The sequence below is a fragment of the Serratia sp. CY76391 genome (assembly GCF_052166695.1).
GTDB lineage: Bacteria > Pseudomonadota > Gammaproteobacteria > Enterobacterales > Enterobacteriaceae > Serratia > Serratia nematodiphila.
The window spans coordinates 31330-53340 of record NZ_JBJNOJ010000005.1 but is presented as its reverse complement, the minus strand read 5'-3'; the positions used below and the strand labels follow the sequence as shown (position 1 = coordinate 53340).

22 protein-coding genes are annotated in these 22011 nt (G+C 59.1%); 4 read left to right on the top strand and 18 right to left on the bottom strand.

Features of this window, described 5'->3' with window-relative positions; genetic code table 11:
• The 17 genes from ACJ8PN_RS09525 to flhD all read right to left on the bottom strand — a co-directional run bounded on the left by ACJ8PN_RS09525 (position 1) and on the right by flhD (position 16742).
• On the bottom strand, positions 1 to 405 hold the full coding sequence (locus ACJ8PN_RS09525; RefSeq protein WP_171454253.1) for a flagellar protein FlhE: 405 nt from the start codon (positions 403 to 405) through the stop codon (positions 1 to 3).
• Positions 405 to 2483, bottom strand: coding sequence for a flagellar biosynthesis protein FlhA (gene flhA / locus ACJ8PN_RS09520; protein ID WP_033643531.1), 2079 nt, complete (start codon positions 2481 to 2483; stop codon positions 405 to 407). The genes ACJ8PN_RS09525 and flhA overlap by 1 nt, the downstream gene beginning before the upstream one ends.
• Positions 2476 to 3627, bottom strand: a complete 1152-nt coding sequence (flhB, locus tag ACJ8PN_RS09515; RefSeq protein WP_047730459.1) for a flagellar biosynthesis protein FlhB — start codon at positions 3625 to 3627, stop codon at positions 2476 to 2478. Before flhB ends, flhA begins: the two co-directional genes overlap by 8 nt.
• Positions 3628 to 3756: 129 nt before the next feature.
• Positions 3757 to 4155 (bottom strand): type II toxin-antitoxin system tRNA(fMet)-specific endonuclease VapC, encoded by a 399-nt coding sequence (gene vapC / locus ACJ8PN_RS09510; RefSeq protein ID WP_171454254.1) that lies wholly within the window; start codon positions 4153 to 4155, stop codon positions 3757 to 3759.
• Positions 4155 to 4388, bottom strand: a complete 234-nt coding sequence (gene vapB / locus ACJ8PN_RS09505; protein WP_019452964.1) for a type II toxin-antitoxin system VapB family antitoxin — start codon at positions 4386 to 4388, stop codon at positions 4155 to 4157. The genes vapC and vapB overlap by 1 nt, the downstream gene beginning before the upstream one ends.
• 125 nt (positions 4389 to 4513) lie before the next feature.
• Positions 4514 to 5158 carry a protein phosphatase CheZ gene (gene cheZ, locus ACJ8PN_RS09500; RefSeq protein WP_171454255.1) on the bottom strand — a complete coding sequence of 215 codons (645 nt, stop codon included), beginning with the start codon at positions 5156 to 5158 and terminating at the stop codon, positions 4514 to 4516.
• A gap of 10 nt (positions 5159 to 5168) precedes the next feature.
• Positions 5169 to 5558, bottom strand: coding sequence for a chemotaxis response regulator CheY (cheY, locus tag ACJ8PN_RS09495; RefSeq protein ID WP_004934862.1), 390 nt, complete (start codon positions 5556 to 5558; stop codon positions 5169 to 5171).
• A 102-nt stretch (positions 5559 to 5660) separates the two neighbouring features.
• Positions 5661 to 6710, bottom strand: coding sequence for a protein-glutamate methylesterase/protein-glutamine glutaminase (locus ACJ8PN_RS09490; RefSeq protein ID WP_351106191.1), 1050 nt, complete (start codon positions 6708 to 6710; stop codon positions 5661 to 5663).
• On the bottom strand, positions 6710 to 7582 hold the full coding sequence (cheR, locus tag ACJ8PN_RS09485; RefSeq protein WP_025159837.1) for a protein-glutamate O-methyltransferase CheR: 873 nt from the start codon (positions 7580 to 7582) through the stop codon (positions 6710 to 6712). The genes ACJ8PN_RS09490 and cheR overlap by 1 nt, the downstream gene beginning before the upstream one ends.
• A 28-nt stretch (positions 7583 to 7610) precedes the next feature.
• Positions 7611 to 9236 carry a methyl-accepting chemotaxis protein gene (locus tag ACJ8PN_RS09480; RefSeq protein WP_004934871.1) on the bottom strand — a complete coding sequence of 542 codons (1626 nt, stop codon included), beginning with the start codon at positions 9234 to 9236 and terminating at the stop codon, positions 7611 to 7613.
• A gap of 76 nt (positions 9237 to 9312) precedes the next feature.
• Complete coding sequence (locus ACJ8PN_RS09475; protein WP_004934873.1) at positions 9313 to 10983, bottom strand: methyl-accepting chemotaxis protein; 1671 nt, start codon at positions 10981 to 10983, stop codon at positions 9313 to 9315.
• A gap of 194 nt (positions 10984 to 11177) precedes the next feature.
• A complete protein-coding gene (cheW, locus tag ACJ8PN_RS09470) occupies positions 11178 to 11678 on the bottom strand; it encodes a chemotaxis protein CheW (RefSeq protein ID WP_004934876.1) in 501 nt (166 codons plus the stop codon).
• 32 nt (positions 11679 to 11710) lie between these two features.
• A complete protein-coding gene (gene cheA, locus ACJ8PN_RS09465; RefSeq protein ID WP_044031008.1) occupies positions 11711 to 13714 on the bottom strand; it encodes a chemotaxis protein CheA in 2004 nt (667 codons plus the stop codon).
• On the bottom strand, positions 13711 to 14775 hold the full coding sequence (gene motB, locus ACJ8PN_RS09460; protein WP_351106197.1) for a flagellar motor protein MotB: 1065 nt from the start codon (positions 14773 to 14775) through the stop codon (positions 13711 to 13713). The genes cheA and motB overlap by 4 nt, the downstream gene beginning before the upstream one ends.
• Positions 14772 to 15662 carry a flagellar motor stator protein MotA gene (gene motA, locus ACJ8PN_RS09455; protein WP_442534849.1) on the bottom strand — a complete coding sequence of 297 codons (891 nt, stop codon included), beginning with the start codon at positions 15660 to 15662 and terminating at the stop codon, positions 14772 to 14774. The genes motB and motA overlap by 4 nt, the downstream gene beginning before the upstream one ends.
• Before the next feature lie 145 nt (positions 15663 to 15807).
• Positions 15808 to 16392, bottom strand: coding sequence for a flagellar transcriptional regulator FlhC (gene flhC / locus ACJ8PN_RS09450; RefSeq protein WP_016927281.1), 585 nt, complete (start codon positions 16390 to 16392; stop codon positions 15808 to 15810).
• Complete coding sequence (flhD, locus tag ACJ8PN_RS09445) at positions 16392 to 16742, bottom strand: flagellar transcriptional regulator FlhD (protein WP_004934891.1); 351 nt, start codon at positions 16740 to 16742, stop codon at positions 16392 to 16394. Before flhD ends, flhC begins: the two co-directional genes overlap by 1 nt.
• Before the next feature lie 1344 nt (positions 16743 to 18086).
• Here flhD and ydgT point away from each other — a divergent pair.
• From ydgT to ACJ8PN_RS09430, 3 genes are all read left to right on the top strand, one after another.
• Entirely contained in the window at positions 18087 to 18302 is a 216-nt protein-coding gene (gene ydgT, locus ACJ8PN_RS09440) for a transcription modulator YdgT (RefSeq protein ID WP_004934895.1), read from the top strand.
• Between the two features lie 197 nt (positions 18303 to 18499).
• Positions 18500 to 18919 (top strand): universal stress protein UspC, encoded by a 420-nt coding sequence (uspC, locus tag ACJ8PN_RS09435; RefSeq protein ID WP_044031007.1) that lies wholly within the window; start codon positions 18500 to 18502, stop codon positions 18917 to 18919.
• Positions 18920 to 19003: 84 nt separating this feature from the next.
• Positions 19004 to 20035 (top strand): NADP-dependent oxidoreductase, encoded by a 1032-nt coding sequence (locus tag ACJ8PN_RS09430; protein WP_015378268.1) that lies wholly within the window; start codon positions 19004 to 19006, stop codon positions 20033 to 20035.
• 34 nt (positions 20036 to 20069) lie between these two features.
• Here ACJ8PN_RS09430 and pcp read toward each other — a convergent pair whose 3' ends face one another.
• Complete coding sequence (gene pcp / locus ACJ8PN_RS09425; protein ID WP_004934904.1) at positions 20070 to 20717, bottom strand: pyroglutamyl-peptidase I; 648 nt, start codon at positions 20715 to 20717, stop codon at positions 20070 to 20072.
• 97 nt (positions 20718 to 20814) lie between these two features.
• Between pcp and ACJ8PN_RS09420 the strand changes: the two genes are divergently transcribed.
• Positions 20815 to 21747 carry a LysR family transcriptional regulator gene (locus tag ACJ8PN_RS09420; protein ID WP_351106201.1) on the top strand — a complete coding sequence of 311 codons (933 nt, stop codon included), beginning with the start codon at positions 20815 to 20817 and terminating at the stop codon, positions 21745 to 21747.
• Positions 21748 to 22011: the final 264 nt, after the last annotated feature.

The following is a 22011-nucleotide window of genomic DNA, read 5'->3' as shown; positions in this document are numbered from 1 at the left end:
TTACTGATAATTGACGATCACCTGATTGCCAATCACCCGCAGCGGTGGGTTCAACCCGCCTTGCGACTGCACGTAATAGACAAAGCGCAATTCCGCATTGGCCGGTTCGCCCTGCAGACCGTTGCTGCTGCCGCTGCCGCCACCCAGTGGAATGCAGCGGTTTACCGTGCAGAGCTGGGCCTGCAGCCCCACGGGCTCCGGCCCCAGCAAACGGTAGCGCCAGCTGACGCTGGTGATGCGCGCGTTGGCGTCCGGCAGCGCGTTCGGCGGCCGCAAAGCGGCGGATTCATCGCGCATCCCGCCCTGTTCCAGCGTGACCCCCGCCCCTTCAGCGACCCAGGAGCCGGACACCGCGCCGGCGGCGAGCGGAGCCAGCAAACACAACAAGGACAGACAGCGTTTCATCAGGCGGCTCCAATGGTCGAGGTCATGCGAATCTGGCGATCGTCGTTGATCTCCAGGTTGGACAGCACCACGAGCTGCGGCAGGCTGCGACGCAGGAAGCGCGCCAGTAAAGGACGCAGCGCATGGTTAACCAACAGCACCGGCGGCGCGCTGAGCATCTCTTGCCGTTGCAGCGCCTGACGCGCCTGCTCCAGCAGACGGTCAGCCAGCCCCGGCTCCAGGCCGCCGCCGCCCTGCAACGCCTGCAGCAACAGACGCTCCAACTGGGTATCCAGGCCGATAACCTGAATCTCGCCGTTGCCCGGGAACCACTGCTGCGTGATCGCCCGGCCCAGCGCCACCCGCACCACGGTGGTCAATTCGTAAGGATCGCTCTGCGCCGGGGCATGTTCCGCCAGCGTTTCGACGATGGTACGCATATCGCGAATGGAAACGCGCTCGGCCAACAGGTTTTGCAGCACTTTGTGCAGCGTCGTCAGCGACACCACGCCCGGCACGAAGTCTTCGGTCAGCTTCGGCATCTCCTGCGACACGCGGTCCAGCAGTTGCTGAGTTTCCTGGCGACCAAACAGCTCGCTGGCGAACTGACCGATCAGGTGATTGAGGTGTGTCGCCACCACGGTGCTGGCCTCCACCACGGTAAAGCCCTGGATCTGCGCCTGCTCGCGCAAGGCGCTGTCGATCCATACCGCCTCGAGCCCAAAGGCCGGATCGACGGTTTTGTCTCCCGCCAGCTCGCCTACGGCATTGCCGGGGTTGATCGCCAGCCAGCGGCCCGGCTGCGCTTCACCGCTGCCGATCTCGACGCCTTTCATCAGGATGCGGTAGCTGGCAGGCGGCAGTTCCAGGTTGTCGCGAATATGCACCACCGGCGGCAGATAACCCATGTCCTGGGCGAATTTCTTGCGGATGCCGCGGATACGGCCCAGCAGTTCGCCGTTCTGCTGAAAATCGACCATCGGAATCAGCCGGTAGCCCACCTCCATCCCCAGCGGATCTTCCAACTGCACGTCGGCCCAGCTGGCTTCGGCGGCCTGCGGATTCTCCGGCATCACCGGATCTTCCACCGTTTTCGGCGCCTGTTGTTCACGGCCGCGCAGCCACCAGGCGAGGCCCAGCAGAGCCGCGGTAAACAGCAGGAACACCAGGTTCGGCATGCCCGGCACCAGGCCCAGCAGCCCCAGCACCCCGGCGCTCAGCAACATCACGCGCGGATTGTTGAACAGCTGGCCCACCATCTGCTCGCCGACGTCCTGATCGGTCGCGACGCGGGTGACGATGACGCCGGCGGCAGTGGAGATCACCAACGCCGGGATCTGCGCCACCAGGCCGTCACCGATGGTCAGCAGCGTATAGCTTTCTGCCGCCGCCCCCAGCTCCATGCCGTGTTGCACCACGCCGACCAACAGGCCGCCGACTACGTTCAGCACCATGATCATCAGGCCGGCGATGGCGTCGCCGCGCACGAATTTACTGGCGCCGTCCATCGAGCCGTAAAAGTCGGCCTCCTGGGTCACTTCGGCGCGGCGTTTCTTCGCTTCGTCTTCACCGATCAGGCCGGCGTTCAGATCGGCGTCAATCGCCATCTGTTTACCCGGCATACCGTCCAGCACGAAGCGCGCGCCCACTTCGGCGATACGCCCCGCACCTTTGGTGATGACCATAAAGTTAATCAGCACCAGGATGATGAACACCACGATGCCGATGGCGAAGTTGCCCCCCACCAGGAAGTGGCCGAAGGCTTCCACCACGCGGCCGGCGGCGGCGGAGCCGGTGTGCCCTTCCAGCAAGATGATGCGCGTCGACGCGACGTTGAGCGACAAACGCAGCAATGTGGAGAACAGCAGGATGGTCGGGAAGGCGGCGAATTCGAGCGTGCGCTGGGTGAACATCGCCACCAGCAGCACCATGATCGACAGCGCGATGTTGAAGGTAAACAGCAGGTCGAGGATAAACGCCGGCAACGGCAACACCATCATCGACAGGATCAGCAGGATCAGCACCGGGCCGGCCAGCACCTGCCACTGCGTATCTTTAAAATTGCCCGGCAAACGAAGCAGGGAGGCCAAATTAGCCATCAGAGTCACTCTCTCTTGCAAAATCCAGTGCTTCCGGCACCGGTAAACGTTCAGGTTTTTTCGGGATCAGGCCGCCCTCGCGCCGCCAGCGGCGCAGCTGGTACACCCAGGCCAGCACTTCGGCGACCGCGGCATACAGGGTAGCCGGAATATGCTGGCCGATCTCGCTGTGCCGATACAGCGCGCGCGCCAGCGGCGGCGCCTCCAGCATCGGGATGCGGTGTTCCGCACCGAGTTCGCGAATGCGCAAGGCGATTTCGCCGGCCCCTTTGGCCAGCACTTTCGGCGCACTCATTTTTTTGTCGTTGTACTGCAACGCGACAGCGTAGTGCGTCGGGTTGGTGACGATCACGTCTGCCTTGGGCACGTCGGCCATCATGCGGCGCCGGGCGATCGCCCGCTGCTGCTGGCGAATGCGCCCCTTGACGTGCGGGTCCCCTTCCTGGTCTTTGAACTCGTCGCGGATATCCTGCTTGGTCATCTTCAGCTTTTTGAAGTGGCTCCACAGCTGATAGAACACGTCGAACGCCACCATCGGCGTCAGCCCCAGCACCACCAGAAAACCGCAGAACAGGATCATCTGCAGCGCATTGCCCAGCGCATCGAGCGGCTGCTGGGTCATCAGATGCAGCATCGCCGCCCAGTTGTGCCACAGATAGAGGCCAGTCACCCAACCGACCAGCGTCGCTTTCAGGATCCCTTTCAGCAGCTCGGCCAGCACCTGGCTGGAAAAGATGCGCTTCAACCCGGATAGCGGGTTCAGCCGCTTCAAATCGAACTTGATCGACTTGCCGCTGAACAAAATACCCCCCAACAGCATTGGCGCGGCGAGCGCCACCAGCACCAGCCCCGCCATGATCGGCAGCAGCGCCAGCACCGCCTGGCGCAGCAACATGCCCAATTGGCGCAGCATCTGTTTATCGTTGCTGACCATGCCGTGATCGAAGTTCAGACCTTGCGTGAGCATCGCCGCCAGCTGTTGCGCCATGTTGCTGCCGGACATCAGGATAATCGCCAGGCCCGAGAGCAGCATCAGTACCGAGGTCAGCTCGCGGGAGCGCGGGATCTGGCCGTCTTCACGCGCCTTCTCCAGCCTGTGGGGCGTGGGGGCCTCGCTTTTTTCCAGATCGCTGTCTTCAGCCACGAAACGCCGTTCCTGTATCGGGAGGGTAAAGAATGGCGGTCAGCATGCCAAAAAATTGGCGATGTCATTGACGGAACAACGGGGGAAAAGGCGGGTTATTTAGGGGATGAGGCAATCAAGGGGGAGACGTTACAGCCAATTTTCCAGCCGTAAGCCATCAACGCGCTCAAATTCGCGTCGGTTATTGGTCACCAGAATCAATCCTTCGCTGCGCGCATGCCCGGCGATTTGCAGATCGTCTACGCCAATAGGCGTTCCCTGACGTTCCAGCGCAGCCCGAATGTTGCCGTAGTGCGAAGCCGCTTTGGCGCCGTAATCGAGAATGTCCAATCGAGAGACAAAATCCTCAACCACTCTGGCGTTAACCGCCGGACGCGAGCTTTTCTCCACTCCGTGAACCAATTCGCCATAGGTGACCGACGAAATGACCATTTTGCCCGCATAGCGATTGAACGCCTCCAGCACTTCCAGAGGCCGGCGCTTGATGACATAGATAACAATATTGGTGTCCAGCATATGGCTGAACATCAGAACTCTTCCCGCTCGCGCTGGTGTTGCCCGGCACGTTCGTTGAGGAAGTCATCGCTCACCTCATTTTCCGCGCAGAAGAAACTGTCCCAGGTATTCTCCACCGGCGCAAGAATACGCTCTTTGCCCACCACGCGGACGGTCACTTTAGAAACGGTATCGGGGAAACGCACCTCTGCGGGTAAGCGCACGGCCTGCGTCCGATTATTGGTAAAGACAGAACCTAACGTCATGGCGACCTCCTTTAACTGGAGTACAAATTATAATCGCCACGGTGTATATAGCAACGCTATATACTCCAATCTTTGCGCGACGCTGCGCAACTTTCGGGGGGCGCCGTCGCGCGCCCCGAAAGGCCTCAGAAACCGAGGCTGTCGAGCAGATCGTCGACCTGCGCCTGATTGGCGATCACGCCGACGCCGTTCTGGTCGAGCTGCGGGCCGTTCAGCAGGCTGTCGTTCGGCCGTTTTTCCTTCACCGGCTGCTCCGGCATGTTTTCCATCAGCACCATCAGCAGCTGCTTTTCGATCTCCTGCACCACGTCCATCATGCGCTTGATCACCTGACCGGTCAGATCCTGGAAGTCCTGCGCCATCATGATCTCCAGCAACTGGGCGTTGGTGAAGGCCGTATGGCCAGGCACCTGCTCCAGATACTGGCGCGTGTCGTTGACCAGAGAACGCGCGTCGTCCAGTTCGATGGGATTGGCGAACCACTCGTCCCAGCGCCCTTTCAACGCGTTGGCGCCGGATTCCAGCTCCGCCTGGCGCGGTTGCGCCGCCTCCACGCAGTTCAACGCCCGTTCCGCCGCCTGCGCCGTCATGGTTACGACATAGTCAAGACGGTCGCGCGCATCCGGGATCGCCTCTGCCGCCTGGGCGATCGCCTGATCGAGCCCCAGTTCGCGCATGCTGTCGCGCAGCATTCGGGTCAGTTGGCCGATGCGGGAGATGATCTCTCCCGCGGTCGCTGCATCGCTGGCAGGCATTGGAATGTCTCTCATCGCCCTCTCCTTACATGCCCAATTTTTCAAAAATCTTGTTGAGCTTTTCTTCCAGCGTCGCCGCCGTAAATGGTTTTACTACATAACCGCTGGCGCCGGCCTGCGCCGCCGCGATGATATTTTCTTTCTTGGCTTCCGCGGTCACCATCAGTACCGGCATCGCGGCCAGCGCGCTGTCGGCGCGGATGGTTTGCAACAGCTCAAGCCCGTCCATGTTCGGCATGTTCCAGTCGGACACCACGAAGTCGAAACCGCCGGCGCGCAGCTTGTTCAGCGCATCCGCGCCGTCTTCAGCTTCTTCGACGTTGTTGAAGCCCAGCTCTTTGAGCAGATTTCTGACGATGCGGCGCATGGTGGAAAAATCGTCCACAACCAGAAATCTGAGGTTCTTGTCTGCCATTGTTACTCCTGAAATAGTTAACCGTTTAATGATGCAACACCGCAGGCCGCCGCACGGCGAACCTGGGTCATATCGCCGCCGGGAAGACCCTGCGGACTGAAATCAAATGCGCAATGCCTGGCCGCCGGCGATCTGCGCCAGCATGCGCTGGCTCATCCTGTCCAGCTCGACCACTTCGCTGACGCCGCCGCTGCCAATCGCCTCGCGCGGCATGCCGAACACCACGCAGCTCGCCTCGTTCTGCGCCAGGGTATACGCCCCGGCGCGATGCATCTCCAGCATCCCCGCCGCTCCGTCGTTGCCCATGCCGGTGAGGATCACCCCCACCGCATTGCGGCCGGCGTATTGCGCCACCGAGCGGAACAGTACGTCGACCGACGGACGATGGCGGTTGACCGCCGGGCCGTCATGCAGCTTCACCTGATAGTTGGCGCCGCTGCGCGTCAGCTCCAGATGGCGGTCCCCCGGCGCGATATAGGCGTGGCCCGGCAGCACGCGCTCGCCGTCCTCCGCTTCTTTCACCGTGATCTGGCACAGTTTGTTCAGCCGCTCGGCGAACGAACGGGTGAAACCCGGCGGCATGTGCTGGGTGATCAGCAGCGCCGGGCTGGTAGCCGGCAGCGGCTGCAGCACCTGGCGGATCGCTTCGGTGCCGCCGGTGGAGGCGCCGATGGCGATCAGTTTTTCACTGCTCAGCAGCGGCGCATGGCTGAGGATCGCCGGCGCCGGGCTGCTGGAGCGCTGCGGCAGGCGCGCTCTGGCCGCGGTGCGGATCTTCTCGGCAATCAGCTCGCTGTAGGCCAACATGCCCTCGCGAATGCCGAGTTGCGGTTTGGTGACGAAATCCACCGCGCCCAGTTCCAGCGCGCGCAGCGTGATTTCCGAGCCTTTGCCGGTCAGCGAAGAGACCATCACCACCGGCATCGGTCGCAGGCGCATCAGCTTCTCGAGGAAATCCAGCCCGTCCATGCGCGGCATCTCGACGTCCAGCGTCAGCACCTGAGGATTAAATTTTTTGATCAGATCGCGCGCCACCAGCGGATCCGGCGCAGTCGCCACCATTTCCATGTCGGGATGGCCGTTCACGATTTCCGTCATCAGCTGGCGCATCAGTGCCGAATCGTCTACGCATAACACTCTGATTTTACTCATTACCTCTCCTTGGTCAGCCCATACACGGTCTGCCCACGCAAGTAGAAATCCCGGCTGATCTGGCTGAAATTCTCGGAGTGGCCGGCGAACATCAGCCCCCCCGGCTTAAGCAAGGGAACGAAGCGGCGCAGGATGCGCTCCTGCGTCGCCTTATCGAAATAGATCATGACGTTGCGGCAAAAAATGGCGTCGAATTGCCCCGGCAGCGCCCACTCCGGCGCCAGCAGATTCAGCGGCTGAAAGTTCACTCGCGCCGCCAACTCCGGCCGCACGCGCACCAGCCCCTGATGCGGACCGGTGCCGCGCAGAAAATAGCGCTGCATTTGGGTCGGCGTCAGGGTGCGCAGATCTTCCTGGCGGTAAACGCCCGCCTCCGCTTTCTCCAGCACCTGCGTATCGATGTCGCTGGCCCAGACCTGGCAACTGCCGGCGCGTTGCCCCAGGGCATCGCTCAGCGTGATGGCGATCGAATACGGCTCTTCGCCGGTCGAGGCCGCGGTGCTCCAGACGCTGTAGCCGTTCGGCCGCGAGCGCGCATGCTCCGCCAGGATCGGGAAGTGATGCGCCTCGCGGAAAAATGCCGTCAGGTTGGTGGTCAATGCGTTGATGAACGCCTGCCATTCCGCGCTGTTCGGATCGCTTTCCAGCAGCGCCAGGTAATCGCCGAAATCGTGCAATCCCAGCAGCCGCAACCGGCGCACCAGGCGGTTGTAAACCATCTCGCGCTTATGCTCCGCCAGCACGATGCCGGCGCGTTGATAAATCAACTGGCTGATACGGCGAAAATGCACGTCCGACAGCGGCAGGCGCTGCACCATTTGCGTCAACATCGACGCAGTATCCCGGTTAGAAGTTGACGGCGCCTGTTTCATGCCGCCTCACCGGAGTAAAACGTGCTGCTTATGCGGTTTGACAATCTTGGGCTTCCTTTACCACGGGTGAAACTGCGTTGTTGCTGTTACCTGGCGCGACGAAGTTATCGTCCGCCAGACGGAATACCGCGACCGCGTCGGCCAGGGTAATGGCCTGCTCTTCCAGCGCGGTGGCGGCAGAAGCGGACTCTTCCACCAGCGCGGCGTTCTGCTGGGTAACCTGATCCATCTGGGTCACCGCCTGCGTCACCTGCTCGATGCCGCGGCTCTGTTCATCCGAAGCCGACGCGATCTCGCCCATGATGTCGGTGACGCGCGTCACCGAACGCACGATGTCCTGCATGGTGGCGCCGGAATTTTCCACCAGCACCGAGCCGTGTTTGACGCGGCTGACCGATTCGTCGATCAGCACCTTGATCTCTTTCGCCGCCTGCGCGCTGCGGCTCGCCAGGTTGCGCACTTCGCCGGCGACCACCGCGAAACCGCGCCCCTGTTCACCGGCGCGCGCCGCTTCCACCGCCGCATTGAGCGCCAGAATGTTGGTCTGGAAGGCGATGCCGTCGATCACGCTGGTGATGGCGCCGATTTTCTGCGAGCTGTTGGCGATATCGTGCATGGTGGTGACCACGTCCCCGGCCAGTTCGCCGCCCTTGGCCGCAGTGGCCGAAGCGTCGCGCGCCAGCTGAGAGGCCTGCCGCGCATTGTCGGCGTTCTGTTTCACCGTCGCGGTCAGCTGTTCCATGCTGGCGGCGGTTTCTTCCAGCGAAGCGGCCTGCTGCTCGGTACGGGAAGAGAGATCGTTATTGCCTTCGGCGATCTCCTGCAGGCCAATCAGAATCGACTCCGCACCGTCGCGCACCGCGCCGACGGTACCGATCAGTGACTGCTGCGTGCGTTGCAGGCTGGCGAACAACATGCTGATTTCATTGCGGCCATACACCTGAATCGGCGTCGCCAAATCGCCGGCGGCGATGCGTTCAAAGTGGCTGCGGATTTGGTTCAGCGGCTGTACCAACATGGTGCGCAACCACCACATGGCGCTGCCGGTCACCACGATCAGCATCAGGACCGCCCCCGCCAGCATCAGGCCCGCCAGCGTGAAGGAGAATTGGTTGGCGTCTCGAGCCTCGCTGATGTCACCGTTGACCAATTGCAGGTACTGCACGAAGTCAGCCTCAAACAGGTCCTGGGTTTTCTGCGTCGGCTGATCCATAAACGCCTGCAGCTCGCCCTTTTCCAGGAAACCGATCAGCTCACGCAGCGCGCCGCGCAGCCGCTCGTAGCTGGCCTTGGTGGTGGCCGTCTGCTGGTTCTGCTGTTCACTGCTGCGTTCAACCGCCATAAACTGATTGAAATAGAGATCGGCCTTCTGCAACGAACTGCGGGCGCTGCTCATCAATTCGTTCACCTGCTCCTGCGGCAGTTTCAGCGCCGCGCGGGTGCCGGCGCGGTTCAGCGTATTGCGGGCCTGCAACAGCGATACCCAGCTCAGGCTGAGCGAATCGCGCTGCTGGCTGCCGAGGGTGATGATGTCGAGGTTGTGGTTATCGGAGCGAAACGCGGAATACGACAGGCCGCTGCTGGCCAACTGCAGAACGCAGAAGGTCATCAACAACAGGAACAAGCTGGTAGAGATACGGATTCGGTTAAACACTGTGAACCTCCTTGCAGCCGGCCGGCGACCGGCCTACGTAGGGAAAAGGGCCTCTGCGAGAGAGGCCCGATACCGGTCAGAACGTTTCCCAGTTATCCTGCAGATCGCTGGCGTTCATTTTCTTATGATTGATTACCGGTGTTACCGGCGCCTTGCTGGTGACAGGCGCTTTAAACTCTTCCTGGCCTTCCGACCTCAGGCGGAATACCGCTACCGACTGGGTCAGCATGCTGGCCTGTTCTTCCAGCGCCGCCGCCGCCGAGGCGGATTCTTCCACCAACGAGGCGTTCTGCTGGGTCACTCGGTCCATTTCCGCTACCGCCTGGCCAACCTGATCGATACCGCGGCTCTGCTCGTCGGAAGCCGAGGCGATTTCGCCCATGATGTCGGTCACGCGGGTGACGGCGTTGACGATGTCGCCCATGGTTTCCCCGGCGCTTTCCACCAGCACGGAGCCCATATCGACGCGGCTGACCGAGTCTTCGATCAGGCCTTTGATCTCTTTCGCCGCCTGCGCGCTGCGCTGCGCCAGGTTGCGCACTTCACCGGCCACCACCGCGAAGCCGCGGCCCTGTTCGCCGGCGCGCGCCGCTTCCACTGCGGCGTTCAACGCCAGGATGTTGGTCTGGAAGGCGATACCGTCGATCACGCCGGTAATATCGGCGATCTTCTGCGAACTGCCGGCGATGTCGTGCATGGTCTGCACCACGTTGGCCACCACCTTGCCGCCTTTCTGCGCGGTTTCGGAGGCGCTCAGCGCCAGCTGTGAAGCCTGACGGGCGTTTTCGGCGTTCTGTTTCACCGTCGCGGTCAATTGCTCCATGCTGGCGGCGGTCTCTTCCAGCGACGCGGCCTGCTGCTCGGTGCGGGAGGAGAGATCGTTGTTGCCCGCGGCGATTTCAGACGCGCCACTGTAGATGGCGTCCGCCCCCTGGCGCACGCCGCTGACGGTCTCGATCAGTTCGCTTTGCATGTGTTTCAGGCTGGCCGCCAGCACGCCCATTTCGTTGCGGCTGTTGACGACGATCTGCTGAGTCAGGTCGCCGGCGGCGATCTGTTTGATGTGGTCGATCATACGGTTCAGCGGGCGCACCAGGATGTGATGGATACCGGTCCAGACCAGTACGATCACCGCCAGCACCACCACCAGCACCACGATCAGCGTCCAAATGGCCGAGTTGTAGGAGCTGTTGCTGCCGTCGACCGCGATTTGGTACAGCTTGCCGTTTTGCTCCAGATAAACGTTGTAGCTCTGCTCAAAGTTGTCCTGGTAACTCTGCGTAGGCTGATCGAAGAAGGCGTTGATTTTGCCTTCGCCCAGCAGTTGGATCAGCTCGGAGAGCGCGCCGTACAGCACATCGTACTGCTGCTTGAGGCGTTCCGCCGACTGAGGATCCTGGCGCGGGTCCTGAGGAATTTTCTCGTACGCGGCGTAGTGTCTTTCCGCTTCACCCAGCTCTTCCTTCGCCTTGGCCAGCAGTTCATCAATGGTGGCGCCGCTGCCGATCTTGTTGGTATCCATCATGTAGCGAATACCGGCGCGGTTCAGGGAGTTGCGCGCCTGCAGCAGGTCAACGCGGCTTTCACTCAGCTGCAGCTGCTGCTGGCGGATCGTTTGCAGGACGGTAAAGTTTTCCTTATCGCTTTTCAGCGAGGAGAAAAAGAGTCCGCCCGAAATCAACTGCAAGGCGCCAAACAGCACCAACACCAGCAACAGGCTGGTGACCACCTTCATACGATTTAACATGATTTCCCTTGTTGAAGCCCGCGCAGACAGGCTCTGATGACGTTGAATGTGAGAGTTATCGGCGCCGTGCGGCAAAACTTTATGCGGGAAAGTAACTATTTTTAGTGGGGGTTCCGGGCGCGGCTGAGGCCATCGCGACAGATCAGGGAAAGTGAAGATTAAAGGGGGCGGCGCCCCGCCCCTTGAGTCTGAAATCAGACGCTTTTCGCCACGCTGTCGACCAGCGACATCTCTTCGCTGCTCAGCAGCTTTTCGATATCCACCAGGATCAGCATGCGCTCGCCCAGCGAACCGAGGCCGGTGAGATATTCGGTCGCCAGGGTCACCGCGAACTCCGGCGCCGGACGGATCTGATCGGCGGTGAGCGACAGCACGTCGGAGACGCCGTCAACCACGATGCCCACCACGCGCTGGCCAAAGTTCAGCACGATCACCACGGTGTTTTCATCGTAGGAAACACTCTGCTGCGAAAATTTCACCCGCAGATCGATGATAGGAACAATCACGCCGCGCAGGTTGGTGACGCCCTTGATGAACGCCGGGGTGTTGGCGATGCGGGTCACCTGATCGTAGCCGCGAATTTCCTGCACCTTGAGGATGTCGATGCCGTACTCCTCGTTGCCCAGGGTAAAAATCAGAAACTCTTGCCCTACCGTTTCGCCAGCCAATTTGCTGACGGCTGCCAATCCTGCCATATCATTCACCTTTTAAATCAATAAACTCATTATTATGCGGCGGCGTCCGTCAGACGCTTTTCACGGTTCAAGGTTTGCAACGCCGAGACATCGACGATCAAGGCCACGCTGCCGTCGCCCAGAATGGTCGCGGCGGAGATGCCCGGCACTTTGCGGTAGTTGCTTTCCAGATTCTTCACCACCACCTGATGCTGGCCAATCAGCTGATCTACCAGCAACGCATAGCGGCGGCCGGCGCTTTGCAGGATAACGACGATGCCCTGCGTGGCGTCGGTTTTGGCGCCGTCCACTTCGAATACCCGATACAGCTCCACCAGCGGCAGGTATTCGCCGCGCACCTGCAGCACGCGTTCGCCGCCGGCCAGCGGATGCAGATCTTCCGCCTGCGGCTGCAGCGATTCCATCACCGCGTTCAGCGGCAGGATAAAGACTTCGTCGTTCACCTTGACCGACATGCCGTCGAGGATCGCCAGCGTCAGCGGCAACAGGATGCGGATGGTGGTGCCTTTACCGGCCTGCGAACGGATCTCGACGTGGCCCCCCATCTCCTGAATATTCCGTTTCACCACGTCCATGCCGACGCCGCGGCCGGAAACGTCGGTCACCTGCTCGGCGGTGGAGAAGCCCGGCGCAAAGATCAGCATGCCGACCTCTTCGTCGCTCATGCTGTCACTGACCGCCAGCCCTTGCGAAGCGGCCTTGGCGAGAATTTTTTCGCGGTTCAGCCCGGCGCCGTCGTCGATGACTTCAATACAAATGTTGCCGCCCTGGTGTTCGGCCGACAGCACCAGATTGCCCACCGCCGACTTGCCGGCGGCGATGCGGGTAGCCGGCTCTTCGATACCGTGATCGAGACTGTTGCGCACCAGGTGCGTCAACGGATCGATAATGCGTTCGATCAGGCTCTTGTCCAGTTCGGTCGAGCTGCCCTGCAGCGTCAGCTCCACCTGTTTATTCAGCTTGCCGGCCAGATCGCGCACCAGCCGCGGGTAGCGGCTGAAGACGTATTCCATCGGCATCATGCGGATCGACATCACCGATTCCTGCAGATCGCGCGCGTTACGCTCCAGCTGGCTCATGCTGTTCAGCAGATCGCCGTGGTTCACCGGATCGAGCGTGCCGGAGCGTTGCGCCAGCATCGATTGGGTGATCACCAGCTCGCCCACCAGGTTAATCAGCTGATCCACCTTTTCCACCGCCACGCGGATGCTGGTGGATTCGCTCGCCTTGGCGCGCGCTTTTGGTGCTTCGGCCGGTTTCGCGGCAGGCGGCGCGGCGTTCGCGACCGGCGCAGGCTCCGGTAAGGCGGCCACTTCCGGTAAGCTCGCTTCTGCGATGGCCGGTTCGCTCTGGGTCGGCGTCGAGAAGCTGATTTGTTCCGGTTCCAGCACGAAGCACAACACGGCGCTGATGTCGTCTTCACTGGCGGAGGTGAGCAACGTCACGTCCAGACTGTGTTCCGTCTGATGCGGATCTTTAACCTCGCCGAGGTTGCCCAGCTCTTCCAACATCAAGGGGATTTCACTGGCTTTCAGCCCGTTCAGGCTGATGCGCATGCCGCCCTCGATCGCCGCCGGCGCGGCCGATGGCTTAACGACTGGCTGCTGAACGGCCGGTTGAGCCGCAGGCGCCTCTTGCTGCTGTTGCGCTTCCAACGCCAGCTGGCGCAGCGCCTGACAAATGTATTCAAAGCTTTCAGCGTCAGGCTGTTGCGAGGTTTTATAGGCGTCCAGTTGCTCCTGCATAATGTCTTTGGTTTCCAGAAACAGGTTGATAATCTCGGTGCTCAGGCTCATTTCCTGGCGTCTTGCACCGTCCAGCAGGTTCTCCAGCAGGTGGGTGGTTTCCTGCAGCACCGAAAAACCAAAGGTCGCCGCGCCGCCCTTGATCGAATGCGCCGCGCGAAAGATGGCGTTTAACGGCTCGATATCGGGGGCCAGCGGATCCAGCTCCAGCAGGTGTTGCTCCATGTCGGCCAGCAACTCGTCTGCCTCATCAAAGAAGGTCTGATAAAAATCGCTAATGTCCATGCTCACGGGGTCACCTCTGGCTGTGAGTCGCGGTTAGTCGGTGCGGGTGCGGACGCCGGTGGTTCCGATGCCTGATCGGCCGGTGCTATCGCCGGGGATGCCTGCGGTGGAGCGCCTGGCGTTGTCGCCACCGGTTCCGGGGCCGTCGCCGAGGGTTCCGGCGTTTGGCTGGCCGGTGCGGTCGCCGACGGCGCCAGCTGCTTTAGGCTTTCCGGCTGGGCAATATCCATCGCGTTGCTTTCGGCATTTTCGTGCTCGATGCCCTCTTGCGTTTGCTTGTTCAGCACCAGCACGGTGATGCGACGGTTAATCGCGTCATCGGCGCCATGCTGTTTCAGGCTCATGGTGGCCGCCATGCCCACCACCCGCAGCACCTTGCCTTCCGCCAGGCCGCCGGCGATCAGCTCGCGTCGCGACGCGTTGGCGCGATCGGCCGACAGTTCCCAGTTGCTGTAGCCGCGCTCGCCGGTGGCGTAAGGGATGTCATCGGTGTGGCCGGACAGGCTGATTTTGTTCGGCAGGTCGTTAAGGATCGGCGCTATCGCCCGCAGAATATCGCGCATGTAGCTCTCGACCTGCGCGCTGCCGGTTTTGAACATCGGCCGGTTTTGGCTATCGATAATCTGGATGCGCAGCCCTTCGTCCATCATGTTGATCAGCAGATGCGGACGCAGCGCCTTCAGGCGCGGATCGGACTCAATCAACTCATCCAGCTTTTCGCGCAGCTTGTTCAGGCGCAGCTCTTCGGCGCGCGAGTCCGGCGAATCGACCTGTTTTTTCACCAGGCCGTGCTGCTGCGTAGGATCGTCGCCGCCGCCAGGAATGGGGCTGCTTTCGGAGCTGCTCTTGTCGCCGCTGGTCAGGGCAACCTTGAGCGGCGTACGGAAATATTCGGCGATTTGCGTCAGCTCCTGCGGGCTGGCGATCGCCAGCAGCCACATCACCAGGAAGAACGCCATCATCGCCGTCATAAAGTCGGCATAAGCGATCTTCCAGGAGCCGCCGTGATGGGCGGCATGATGCGACTTGCGCTTTCTGACCAGAACGACCGGATGATTCTGTTTCATGCTTCTTCTTCTTCCGTCGCCTGCTGCGCCGGCGCTTTCACGCGGCGCACGTGTTCTTCCAGCTCAACGAAAGAAGGACGTTCGGTGGTATACAGCGTTTTGCGGCCAAACTCGACCGCGATCTGCGGCGCGTAACCGTTCAGGCTCGACAACAGCGTGACCTTGATGCACTGCATCATCTTGACGTTTTCGGCGCTCTTCTGGCGCAGCAACGTCGCCAGCGGCGAGATGAAGCCGTAGGCCAACAAAATGCCGAGGAAAGTACCGACCATGGCGTTAGCGATCAGCGCGCCCAGTTCAGCGGCCGGACGGTCAGCCGAAGCCAGGGCGTGCACCACCCCCATCACCGCCGCGACGATGCCGAACGCCGGCAAGGAGTCGCCCACCATCGCCAGACTGCCGGCGGGCACTTCGCTTTCCTGCTCGTAGGTTTCGATCTCTTCGTCCATCAGCGCTTCGATCTCGAACGCATTCATATTGCCGCTCACCATCAGCCGTAAATAGTCGGTAATGAACTCCACCAGAGTGTTATCGGCAAGGATGCGCGGATAATTAGAGAAAATTTCACTTTCTTGCGGATTATCGATATCGAACTCGAGCGACAGCATGCCCTGCTGGCGCGATTTGGCCAGCAGACGGAACAGCAACACCATCAGATCCATATACAGATCTTTGTTGTATTTGGAACGGCGCATCAGCCGCGGCAGCGCGCGCAGCGTGGCTTTGATCGCTTTGCCGTTGTTGCCGACGATGAAGGCGCCGACGCCCGCCCCGCCGATAATCAGAAATTCCGCCGGCTGATACAACGCCCCGAGATGACCGCCCACGATCAGGTAGCCGCCAAACACCGCACCCAATACCACGAGATAACCCAAAATAACTAGCACACGCATTCCTTAAATTAACAATGTGGATGGAAGGTGGGGCAAACGCGCCCTGGCGCGACAGACCAGGCTGCATGTCTGGGGGCGGCATGCCGCCCCTGCGTATCACACGTCGGTATTCATTGCCGAGAGCCGGCAACGTGGCGGCTCAGATGGCGCGTTTGACCTGCTCGTCCAGCAGTTGAGGAATAATATCGGCCAGTTGCGGCGAAAGTTTACGTCTTTTTACGGCGCGGGATGGGGGTTGGCATAAACTGCAGATGAAACCATTCAGCGGCTGGTGCGCGTGGGTGATAAATGCGCCGCCGCAGCAGCTGCAGGCGGAAAGCTGCAACATGCCGCTATCGACGAAGCGCACCAGCGTCCAGGCGCGGGTCAGCGCCAGCAACGGCGCCTCGCCGGCCTGCTGCGGACACTGCTCGAGATAGAGGCGATAGGCTTTGATCACCGCCTCCACGCCGCTGCACTGCCCGCTTTTCATCAAAAACAGGTAAGCGTTGTAAAACATCGACGAGTGAATATTTTGTTCCCAGGTCATAAACCAGTCGGTTGAGAACGGTAACATTCCTTTTGGCGGCGGGCTGCCGCGTAACTCCTTGTAAAGTTTAATCAAGCGCCCGCGGCTGAGCTGGGTTTCACTCTCCAGCATCTGCAATCGGGCTCCCAGCGAAATCAGCTCCATGGCGAGCTGAATGTCCTTGGCTTCTTGAACGATACTTTTCTCAACCATCATCAGGCTCTTTTCTTCGTCGGGCTAGCGTCTTTACTCGATAGCTCTTGCAGTAAATGGCTTGATAGCAAAATGCCGGTATGGATTTGTTGCAGATCGTCGACGCGCGACTCTTTGGTCAGGCGTTCGATGGTCTGGCTTTCGTTAAAGCGGAAGTGGCAAACCAGCTGGTTGGTCTCGGCCAGTTTAACCATTTGCGGCAAAGTCAGCTGCGCCAGCGCATCGGCCATGGTTTCATCAATACCCAGGCGAAACATTGCGGACGCTTTTTCATCGTTGATCAAACGCTGTGCTAAAAGTAAATATGACAGATTGATGTCATAAATATGCTTAAGTAATTCAGACGTACCCATATTCCCCATCCCGACAGACTATGTTTAAAAACATACGCTGGGTGATAAATTTTATCGCCCGTGACTTGGGTTGTTTCCCAAAGTTGGCAAATTAATCTCTCAAAAACGACTGCTATAATTTTCGACAATCGCTAAATTCGACCACTGTTCAGTATTTGCTACGAGCGTAAACCAACGTGTATGGATGTACAGCATTCTGCTTCGATAGTGTTTAGTCACCATGAAACTATTTTTACAAATTTAATAAGATTATTCCTAAAGCAGCGCAACTCTACCCCCGAACCATTAGCACACACAATGTAAGTGAGAGGCAATTTTAAATACAATGTGACATGGATCACAAAAATAAAAAGTAATTAAGCCAAATACCCCCAAATACGCTCACTTATTGACCGTCATTTTGCTCATAAAACAGCCATAGGTAAAAAAACGTCTTAAAAACAATGTTTATGCGCCAAAAAATTATCTTTTTTAGATCAATTCGAACAAAAGCATCACCAAACCAAAATAACAGAACAAAAATCTGCATATAGGCAACAAACTCAGTATAAATAACCATTTGAGTTACTAAAAAATATCCAAGCTGAAAAATAACCAATGTAAACTATAAGGTTATTAGCTATCGGATTTGACTTAAGCCTTCAGCCTGAGGCTGTTCTAATTTTCAACATCAGGTGATTATGGCTTATCAATGATTCGCAGGCGTAGTGAACAAGCCAACAGACGTAACGATATGTTTCCGTATTAGCACGATGCAAGAGTGCTTTTTTGAGTTAAATTTCCCCAAAACGTTATATCGGCAGCAATTCATAAAACTTTAATGCTTTTTATTTCTTTTTCTGACGCCGAGATAATTCCCCCTCCCCCCCAGAGATTATTTACATGGCTTTGGCTTTCATTACTTCATTGTCATAAAATAAAACGCAGTTTTGTTTTACTGTTCATATTTCTTCATCGAAAAAAACGGCTTTTCAACGCAAGCAGCGGCGACAAACATCGCCCAATGCCGCGACGGCGCCACGGCCGGGTGAAAAAATCACCCAAAAGAGGCCCGGCACGGCACCTTGTGCTTGCCCACAGCACGAACGACGACGCGTCGGCCGTCAACCGCCCTGAGACTTTCCCTATTTCTCCATTAATCAGCAGGCTGAGATTGCTGACGGCGCACTGGCATATTATGATTTACCAAAGCGCCGCTACGGGCGGCGCGACATCATTACCCAGTGCAATTTATCTAATTGAAATGATTTTTGTCAGGTCGTACATCGCTGCCTCGACGGCGTCGCCGTGAGTCGCTATGTGTTATTCACCCGGCTTTAACTATTAACAGGCTATATTTTAATCATGACCGATACGCTCGAATATCTGCTGACATTTCGTAAATGCTCCTCTTTGGACAGCCTGGAGAAGGTGTACGACAAACTGAACTACTCCATTGAAAACGATACGGAAATGAGCAATATGTACCGTGCCGCCGACCACCGTCGCGCCGAGCTGGTTGCCGGTAAATTGTTCGACCTGGGCAAGGTGCCGAAAACGCTGTGGGCACAGGTGCTTTAATTCAGTGAAATTACGTGCGGCAACGGTTTTATCTTTTATTGCTATATAACCGGGGCACATTCAGCTTTTATTGCCGCGCGTGATATGAAACACATTTATTCCCCCCGCCAGGTTCTACCCTTTATCCGACGCAGTACTTCCACCAAGGCCGCCGATGCAGCAGCCTGAAACACGATGGATACAACAAGGAGTCGGATATGGGGTATCAAAACGTTCTGGTCACCGTCGCCGTAGCCCCTGACAGCCACCGCCTGGTGGAAAAGGCCGTCTCCATCGTTCGCCCCTACGGCGGCAGCATCACCCTGTTAAGCACCCTCGCCAATCCGGAAATGTACAATAATTTCGCCGGGCCGATGCTGGGCGATTTGCGCTCGCTGATGGAAGAGGAAACCCGGCTGTTTATGGAGGAACTGCGCCAACGCGCCGGCTACCCTATCGCCGATACGCTGATCGTGCATGGCGAGCTGGGTGACAGCCTGGCATTCGCCAGCCGCCGTCAGCCGTTTGACCTGCTGATCTGCGGCAATCACCGAGACAGCATGATGAACAAAGTCTCCTGTTCCGCCGCCCGCTTTATCAATATCAGTCATATCGACGTGTTGATCGTTCCGCTCTGAGCTAAGCACATTCGGTCACGTCGCCTCAGCGCTCCTGCACTAGGCTTAACGGACCTTGTTTGCCGCACTACAAAGGAGCTTTCGATGTCCCCTTCTCAACAGAACCGCCGCTTCCTGCTGGCCTCGCGTCCGAACGGCGAACCGACAGCGGCGAACTTCCGTCTCGATACCGTTCCCGCACCGCAACCCGGCGCCGGCCAACTGCTGCTGCGCACCGTATATCTGTCGTTGGATCCTTATATGCGCGGACGCATGAGCGATGCCCCCTCCTATGCGCCGCCGGTGGAGATCGGTCAGGTGATGGTGGGCGGTACGGTATCGCGCGTGGCGGCCTCACAGCATCCCGATTTCAACGTCGGCGATTGGGTATTGGGGTATGACGGCTGGCAGGAATATGCGCTGTCCGACGGCAGCGGCCTGCGCAACCTCGGCCCGCATTTGCCGCACCCTTCCCGCCTGCTGGGCGTGCTCGGCATGCCGGGATTTACCGCATACATGGGGCTGCTCGACATCGGCCAACCGCAGGCGGGTGAAACGCTGGTGGTGGCCGCCGCCAGCGGTGCGGTTGGTTCGGTGGTCGGCCAAATCGGCAAACTGAAAGGCTGCCGCGTCGTCGGCGTCGCCGGCGGTGCGGAAAAATGCCGCTATGTGGTGGAAGAGTTGGGTTTCGACGCCTGTATCGATCACCGCGCCCCAGACTTTGCCGAACGGTTGGCCGCCGCCTGCCCACAGGGTATCGACATCTATTACGAGAATGTCGGCGGGGCGGTGTTCGACGCCGTACTACCGCTGTTGAACACCAAAGCGCGTATTCCGGTATGCGGCATCATCGCCCATTACAATGCCACCGGGTTACCTGCGGGGCCGGACCGCTTGCCGCTGCTGGAGGGGCTGATCCTGCGCAAACGCATCCGTATGCAGGGCTTTATCATCTTCGACGACTACGGCTCACGCTTTGACGAGTTCTTGCAACAAATGAGCAGTTGGGTCGAACAGGGGAAAATCAAGTTCCGCGAAGACATCGTCGACGGGCTGGAGCAGGCGCCGCAGGCGTTTATCGGCCTGCTGCAGGGCAAAAACTTCGGCAAACTGGTGATCCGCGTCGCCGACGAATAACCCGTAGCAGGGCGTGGTCCGCCGCGCTCTGCTTTTAATGTACGGCACCGTCGCCGAATCGCACATCTTCCTCTACCGTCAGCGTCACCTGAACGACAGTGCGCACCGCTTCCACCATCGTCGCCAGTGCCATGCTCGGCTTGCCCGGGTGCGCTGCCGCCAGTTCATGGCTGTACGGAATATGCACGAACCCGCCCCTGGCCCGCGAATGCTGCGTCTCCAGATAGTGACGCAGACCATAAAAAATGTGGTTGCAGTTGTAGGTGCCTGCCGTATAAGAGACCGCCGCGGGGATCCCCTGCCGGCGCAGTTGCTGCACCGCGGCCTTGACGGGCAGCGTACTGAAATAGCCCACTGGCCCGCCGGCAACCACCGGCACGTCAATCGGCTGTTTACCGGCATTGTCGGGAATGCGGGCATCGATCAGATTGATGGCCACCCGTTCCAGGGATATCTCGGCCCGGCCGCCGGCCAGCCCCAGACAAATCACCGCCAGCGGCTGCAATGCCTCAATCGCCGCGATCAACCGCTGATTGGCTACGCCCAATACGCAAGGTAGCTCGAGCACCACAATCTCCGCGCCGGCAATATGTTCACCGGCCAACGCCTGCGCAATCTGCCAGGAGGGATTCACCGCATCACCCTCGAACGGCTCAATGCCGGTGATCAAAACTTTGTTCATCATTTCCCCTGATTGAAGGCTAAATTCGTGTACTTCCAGCCTAAAGAACGCAGTATGATTCTGGAAATGGATTATCTGTATATAGAGTATTCATAAAATGAATTTATCCAGCGTCGATCTCAACTTGCTGGTGGTGTTTGAGGCGTTGTATCAGACGCGCAACGTCACCGCCGCAGGCCGGCGTCTTAACCGCGCACAACCGTCCGTCAGCAATGCATTGGCGCGGCTGCGCATTCTTCTGAACGATCCGCTGTTTGTTCGCAGCGGCGGCGGCATGGCCCCCACGCCGCGCGCCCACCAGTTGATGCCGCAAATACAGCGGGTGCTTGAGCAAATCCATCTGGCGTTGGCACCCCCTGCCCGTTTCGACCCGGCCACCGCCGGGCAGCGGCGTTTTACGCTGGCGGCCGGCGACTATGCCGATATCTTGCTGCTGCCCGCCATCATCAGTCGATTGCGTCAGACCGCACCCGGCATCGATATTCGCGTTTCGCGCCTGGATCGCCACAATATTTACCGGCAACTGGATCGCGGCGAGGTGGATATCGCGCTGGGAGGGCACCTTTCCGGTGCGGAAAGCCACTATGTGCGCACGTTGTTTGAAGAACATCTGGTGTGTATAGCCAGCCGTTCACACCCACAGCTGGCGGATGGCCGCTGGGATCTGGCGCGCTACCTCAGCCTGCCGCATGGGCTGTATGCACCGGCAGACGACGGCTCTGCCAGAGGGTTGGTCGACCGGCGTCTGGCGGAAATTGGCGGTCAACGGCGCGTTGCCGTGACCTTTTCACACATTGCCGCTCTGCCGGCGGTGGTCGCCGACAGCGATCTGATCGCCACGCTGGCCGCCAGCGCGGCCCGGCATTTTTCCGATCCGCAACGCGTACGCATTCTCCCGCTGCCTGACGAGCTGGCCATCTCGCCTTTTCCCATTGAGCTGATCGCCGGCCGGCAGGCGCAACGCGACCCGGCTTTAATCTGGCTCTGCGAGCTTATCGGGCAACTCTCCTTCGCCTTCTCTCCACGCTAACGGCGACATTCGCTGCATTTTCAACCGTTCAAACGCATGTTCCCAGGCCCGTCGGTGGGCCCTGGAACGCCCACCAAATAGGAATCATCCGAATTAACATTCGCCAAATTTATATATTTGATCATCTTTAACTGGCAAATGGTAAGGATAAAAAACAGTCAGTGACTTTTTTTACGTAAAAAAAGAGTTGTTTTATAAGCACGTTGGCTTATGTGTTACACATTTACTTTCTGGTATTACCAATTCTCCAATAATTTGAGATAA